This window comes from Pseudomonas halotolerans (genome assembly GCF_039581215.1).
In the GTDB taxonomy this organism is placed as follows: Bacteria; Pseudomonadota; Gammaproteobacteria; order Pseudomonadales; family Pseudomonadaceae; genus Aquipseudomonas; species Aquipseudomonas tehranensis.
Genome location: NZ_JBCNTJ010000023.1, coordinates 84,031 through 90,030, shown reverse-complemented (window position 1 = coordinate 90,030; position 6,000 = coordinate 84,031). Strand labels below are relative to the sequence as shown.

Here is a 6,000-nt window from a genome sequence, read left to right as displayed (position 1 = left end):
CCACCGCCATCGCGAGCAGGCTCGCTCCCACAATGGTTTTGGGTCAGACACAAGATGCACGGTGGGGCTCGATACCTGTGGGAGCGAGCCTGCTCGCGATGAATCCGGCAAGATCACCCCGGTTCTATCGCCACCACTTCAATAGTCAAATCCCCCACCGGCCGTTTCCAGACCACTTCATCGCCCACTTTCGTCCCCAGCAGAGCCCGCCCCAGCGGCGAATCCCAGTTGACCAATCCGCTGGCCGCATCAGCCTGATCCTCACCCACCAGTTGCACCCGCTGCTCGAGATCGTGCTCATCCACAAAGGTCACCCAATGCCCAATCCGCACCTGATCCAATGAGGTTGGCGTAACGACCTGAGCGCTTTGCAAGCGCTGATTGAAGTAGCGCAAATCCCGTTCGATGTCCGCGATTCGTTGCTTGTCCGCCAGTTCTCCCTTGGCCACCTGCTGGCTGTGCAGCGCCTGCAGCTCAGCGACCCGGGCCTGTAATTGGGTGAGGCCGGTGGGGGTGACGTAATTGGGTTGCACACTGACCTGACGCTCGACCGGCTGATCGGCCTGTGCAGCGGCGTTGTCCTCATTGACGAAGGCGCGACTCATGGCGTTCTCCTCTTATTGGAGTTTGGGCCATGGTCGCAGGCTTTTGGTTTCGCTGGATGTCTAAAAACGTCTTGTCGCTATTTGTGGGCGGGTAGACGCTTTGGTCAATAGTGATACCACTTCACCTCCAGCATCACTTCATTTTCCGGTGACGCCAGATGGCTGAACTCGCGCTGGGCGCTCAGGCGCAGACCGAGGTTGCGTGACAGTTCCCACTGCTGGTTCAGGCTCACGCTACGGCGCACTTCGCCGTTGATGAAATAGTCGCCTTTGGCCTCCAGGCTCAAGTTGCCCAGCGGGTTTTTCCACAGCACGCCAGTGTTGAAGCCCGCTGCGGGAGCGATGAACTGGGCGAAGTCGTTGTTATGTTCGACCCGTACCGTGCCCAAGGCGAACCCCAGCATGTCGTCGCCCAGTGCCCAGGTGCCGCCGGCTCCGCCATTGACGTGGCTGACCAGGGTTTCGTCGTCGTGCTTGCCCGGCACCCGCTCCAGGCCGCCGGTGACTTGCCAGGACAGCGGTTGCAGCAACTCATTGCGTGGAGTCAGCGAGCGAATGGTTGCCAGGTCCAGCTGTTGCACCTGCCAGTCATTGCCTTCGTACTGGCGCAGCTTCAGTTGCAGGATCTCGATCTGTGCGCCCAACGGGAAACTTTCGGCGTTGTCGTTGAGGTCGTGATAGGCCATGCGCAGGCCATATTCTCCGAACGCCCGGTCGCCACGGGTGCCGAGGCCGGCCTGCCAGGTGCGCGACTCGTGACCATCCTCGGGCAGGCCCGGTCGCGGGATGTCGAGTTCCGGCGCGGGGTTCTGGTTGATCGCCCGCAACAGTTCGAAACTGCGCTGGGCGCGCTGCGGGTCGCGTTCCTGACCGTTGGCGCGGTAGCGCTCCAGGCGATAGGCCGCGTCGATGATCAGCGCCTGGCGGGCGCGAGGCAATGCCTTGAATGCTGAGGTTTGCAGTTGTTTCTGGTCGGCGCTGACGTTCAGCACCCATTGCTGCTCGTCGTCGGTGAGTGGTTCGGCGCGGCTGAGCAATTCCCGCTCGCGGGAGGGACGGTATTCGATGCTTTCCACCAGCCCGGCTTCTTTCACCGCCTTCACGGTGTCGGTGGGAATCGCCGTCAACGGGAACTGTTCGGTCAGCCGCAGGCTGGGACGGGCCACTTGCAGCAGTTCGAGCAGGCGATAGGAGCAGTTTTCATCGAAGAAAAAATAGTCGAACTGCACCTGCTTGAGTTCCCACACATGCTCGACCATGCGCTCGGTTTCCACCTGGCTCAGATTGAGGCGGTATTCCCACAGGTCGCGGTTTTCCAGGCTGCGGTACTCGGAGAGTTTCTCCTGATAGGGCACCAGGGCGAACAGGCCCGGGTAACCGCCCATCAGGCCTTTCCAGGCATAAAGAATGCTGTTGTCCGAGCCTTCGATGTAGGCACCGAAGTTGATCGCGTAGCTGAGCAGCGCGGTCTTGTCGCTTTGCACATCGGCCTGGTCGATGCGCAGCAGGGTGTGGCCGAACATCGAAGAAGGGCTGTTCAAGTAGGCGGCCGGAAAAATCATCACCGCGCTGTGGGGCGCGACATCCTTGAACCATTGGGTGAATTCGCGGCAATCAACCGCCGGCAGGTCGGTCAGGTTGAGCTGCGCTTTCAGCCAGCGTGTACGCGCCGGGTACACACATTGGGCGTGTTGCTGGCCAGCGCTGGCCGGGCCGTACAGGGCTTGCACCGTGGCGGTCAGTTCGTGGTCGGGATGTTCGTTGCCGTCGGGAGCAAGGAAAAATCTTTTGTCGCTGATATAGCTGCGCCAGCCGCCGAGCTTGGCGGTTTCATAGTGGCCCAGGGAAATCCAGAAACGGTCGTTGGCCAGTTGCTGCAAGCGTTGAGGGTCGACATGAGGTGCGGCGGACAACGGGGCGCACACACAGAGCGCCAGCCAGGCAAGGCGTTTGAGCATAGTTGGCTACTTGGAAAGTCGAAAATAAAGACCGAAAGGGGCCCAAAAAGAAAACCCGCTCCCCGAGAGGAGCGAGTGGTGTCGAGCTTAAGCTTGAGTGGCGTACTTGGCCAGGCGTGGGTCGCTTTTCAGCACGGCCAGGGTGTTGGTATGCACGTCTTCTGCGGTCACATCAGCCTTGCTGAAGATCTGCTGGAAGTGCTCGTGGGTGACAGCCGAGAAATGCGCACGGTCTTCCGGCGCCACGCCCAGTACCACGGCGTAGGTGGTCAGCGCTTCGCCTTGGCCCTTGGCCATGTCTTCGGACAGCTCGTTCATCATGCCGTTCATGGCCAGCCAGGACTTGCCACCGTAGGTCAGTGCCGCGTTGGTCGAGCAGCCGTTGGTGCCGGATGTCATGCCGAAGGTGGCGTTGCCGGAGGTGCCGTTGGTGGTGGATGCCAGGAAGTGAGCCGGGGTGCCACGCTGACCTTCGAACAGCATGTTGCCCCAGCCGCAATCCGGACCGCCTGGCGCTTGAGCCATGGCGTTGAGGGATACAGCGGTGAAGAGAGTACCGAGAAGAATCCGTTTCATAGCTATGTTCTCTTTATGTGCATACCAATGGACAGGGTCTGGCACCTGCTGGCGCCAGTGGGCCGGTTATTGTTCCAGCCGCGCAGTTTGGAGTTTAGGCACGATCCTGGGGTTCCGTGACATTTTGCAAAAAGTAACTGCATTGTCATGAAATGACGGGCTCAGGCTCAGGAGATACTCCTGGACTATGCTTTGCTCTGAGGCGCTTCTTGCCAGTCAGGTGCAGGCAGCGCCAGAATGCCGCTATCTGCCCCGCCTGATGTAAGGAAGCCCGATGCCTGATCCTGTTGCTGCCAGCTTGCGTCTAGCGCCTGAAGCGCTGACCCGCCCGTTTTCCGCTGAACAGTTCAGCTTCTCTACCACCAATGATCTGGAACCCTTCCGCGGTGTGCTTGGCCAGGAGCGTGCGGTCGAAGCATTGCAGTTCGGCGTGGCCATGCCGCGCCCCGGTTACAACGTATTTGTCATGGGCGAACCCGGCACCGGCCGGTTTTCATTCGTTAAGCGCTACCTCAAGGCCGAAGGCAAGCGCATGCAGACCCCAGCGGACTGGGTCTACGTCAATAATTTCGATGAGCCCCGCGAACCCCGTGCCCTGGAGCTGCCATCGGGTGCGGCGGGGGCGTTCATCGCCGACATCAACGGCCTGATCGACAACCTGCTGGCGACTTTTCCGGCGGTGTTCGAGCACCCGTCCTACCAACAGAAAAAAAGCGCCATCGACCGCGCGTTCAACCAGCGCTACGACCGCGCCCTGGATGTGATCGAACGTCTGGCGCTGGAAAAGGATGTTGCCCTGTACCGTGACAGCAGCAACATCGCGTTCACGCCGATGAGCGAGGGCAAGGCCCTGGACGAGGCGGAATTCGCCCAGTTGCCGGAGTCTGAGCGCGAGCGTTTTCATGACGACATCTCAGGCCTGGAAGAGCGCTTGAACGAAGAGCTCGCCAGTCTGCCGCAGTGGAAGCGCGAGTCCAGCAACCAGATGCGTCACCTCAACGAAGAAACCATCACCCTGGCCCTGCAACCGTTGCTGGCGCCGCTGTCGGAAAAGTACGCAGAGAACGCCGCGGTCTGCGGTTACCTGCAAGCCATGCAGGTGTACCTGCTCAAGACGGTGGTCGAGCAGTTGGTGGACGACAGCAAGTCTGACGCCATCGCCCGCAAGCTGCTGGAGGAGCAATACGCCCCGAGCCTGATGGTAGGGCACCCAACCAGCGGTGGCGCACCGGTGGTGTTTGAACCGCACCCGACCTACGACAACCTGTTTGGACGCATTGAGTACAGCACTGACCAGGGCGCGCTCTACACCACCTATCGGCAACTGCGCCCAGGGGCGTTGCACCGAGCCAACGGTGGTTTCCTGATCCTCGAAGCAGAAAAAATGCTGAGCGAGCCGTTCGTGTGGGATGCACTCAAGCGTGCCCTGCAGTCGCGCAAACTGAAAATGGAGTCGCCACTGGGCGAGCTGGGTCGTCTGGCCACGGTCACCCTGACCCCGCAGCACATCCCCCTGCAAGTCAAAGTGGTGATCATCGGTGCCCGCCAGCTCTATTACGCCTTGCAGGACCTGGATTCGGACTTCCAGGAAATGTTTCGCGTACTGGTGGATTTCGACGAAGACATTCCGATGGGGGATGAGAGCCTGGAGCAGTTCGCCCAGTTGCTCAAGACCCGTACTTCGGAGGAGGGCATGGCCCCGCTGACCGCCGATGCGGTGGCGCGCCTGGCCACCTACAGTGCGCGCCTGGCCGAACATCAGGGGCGTTTGTCAGCGCGTATTGGCGATCTTTTCCAACTGGTCAGCGAGGCGGATTTCATTCGTCAGTTGGCCAGTGACGAGATGACCGACGCCGGTCATATCGAACGCGCCCTCAAGGCCAAGGCCACCCGTACCGGGCGCGTCTCGGCGCGGATCCTCGACGACATGCTGGCGGGGATCATCCTGATCGACACCGACGGCGCGGCCGTGGGCAAGTGCAACGGGTTGACGGTGCTGGAGGTGGGGGATTCGGCGTTCGGCGTGCCAGCGCGGATTTCCGCCACGGTTTACCCCGGCGGCAGCGGTATTGTCGACATCGAGCGAGAGGTCAACCTCGGCCAACCGATCCACTCCAAGGGCGTGATGATCCTCACCGGTTACCTGGGCAGCCGGTACGCTCAGGAGTTTCCTCTGGCGATCTCTGCCAGCATTGCCCTGGAGCAATCCTACGGCTACGTAGACGGCGACAGTGCCTCCCTGGGGGAGGCGTGTACGCTGATTTCTGCCTTGTCGAAGACGCCGCTCAAGCAGTGTTTCGCTATCACCGGCTCGATCAACCAGTTTGGGGAAGTGCAGGCGGTGGGTGGGGTCAACGAGAAGATCGAAGGCTTCTTCCGCCTTTGCGAAGCCCGTGGGCTGACGGGCGAGCAGGGGGCGATCATCCCCCAGGCCAACGTCGCCACCCTGATGCTTGACGAGAAAGTGCTCACCGCCGTGCGCGCCGGGCAGTTCCACGTCTATGCGGTGCGTCAGGCCGACGAAGCCCTGAGCCTGCTGGTGGGCGAACCGGCCGGCGAGCCGGATGAAAACGGTGAATTCCCTGAGGGTAGCGTCAATGCCCGGGTGGTGGAGCGGCTGCGGGTGATCGCGGAGATGATCAGCGAAGACGACATCAAGGAGGCGGAAAAGGAACTGGCGCAACAGGCGCTGGCGGAGGCCAAGCCGGCTTGATGCTTCCCTGATCGCTGCGAGTGCCCATGTGGGAGCGAGCCTGCTCGCGATAGCGGTATGACAGCCAATGGAATATTGACTGACACGCCGCTATCGCGAGCAGGCTCGCTCCCACAATTGCTTGCGGTGATGCTTAAAAAGTGCCACC

4 protein-coding genes are annotated in these 6,000 nt (G+C 61.1%); 1 reads left to right on the top strand and 3 read right to left on the bottom strand.

Features of this window, described 5'->3' with window-relative positions; translation table 11 throughout:
* Positions 1-113: 113 nt before the first annotated feature.
* The 3 genes from AAIS01_RS24515 to AAIS01_RS24505 all read right to left on the bottom strand — a co-directional run bounded on the left by AAIS01_RS24515 (position 114) and on the right by AAIS01_RS24505 (position 3,139).
* Entirely contained in the window at positions 114-605 is a 492-nt protein-coding gene (locus AAIS01_RS24515; RefSeq protein WP_343471069.1) for a GreA/GreB family elongation factor, read from the bottom strand.
* Between the two features lie 104 nt (positions 606-709).
* A complete protein-coding gene (locus AAIS01_RS24510) occupies positions 710-2,563 on the bottom strand; it encodes an Lnb N-terminal periplasmic domain-containing protein (RefSeq protein WP_343471068.1) in 1,854 nt (617 codons plus the stop codon).
* An 87-nt stretch (positions 2,564-2,650) separates the two neighbouring features.
* Entirely contained in the window at positions 2,651-3,139 is a 489-nt protein-coding gene (locus AAIS01_RS24505) for a DUF3015 domain-containing protein (protein WP_057451579.1), read from the bottom strand.
* Between the two features lie 274 nt (positions 3,140-3,413).
* Between AAIS01_RS24505 and AAIS01_RS24500 the strand changes: the two genes are divergently transcribed.
* Positions 3,414-5,852: a Lon protease family protein gene (locus tag AAIS01_RS24500; protein ID WP_343471067.1), complete on the top strand. Its 2,439-nt coding sequence runs from the start codon at positions 3,414-3,416 to the stop codon at positions 5,850-5,852.
* Positions 5,853-6,000 lie beyond the last annotated feature (148 nt).

Bases quoted from the DNA above. Each gene is read 5' to 3' on its own strand.
- AAIS01_RS24515 (WP_343471069.1), bottom strand. From the start codon at position 605: ATGAGTCGCGCCTTCGTCAATGAGGACAACGCCGCTGCACAGGCCGAT.
- AAIS01_RS24510 (WP_343471068.1), bottom strand. From the start codon at position 2,563: ATGCTCAAACGCCTTGCCTGGCTGGCGCTCTGTGTGTGCGCCCCGTTG.
- AAIS01_RS24505 (WP_057451579.1), bottom strand. From the start codon at position 3,139: ATGAAACGGATTCTTCTCGGTACTCTCTTCACCGCTGTATCCCTCAAC.
- AAIS01_RS24500 (WP_343471067.1), top strand. From the start codon at position 3,414: ATGCCTGATCCTGTTGCTGCCAGCTTGCGTCTAGCGCCTGAAGCGCTG.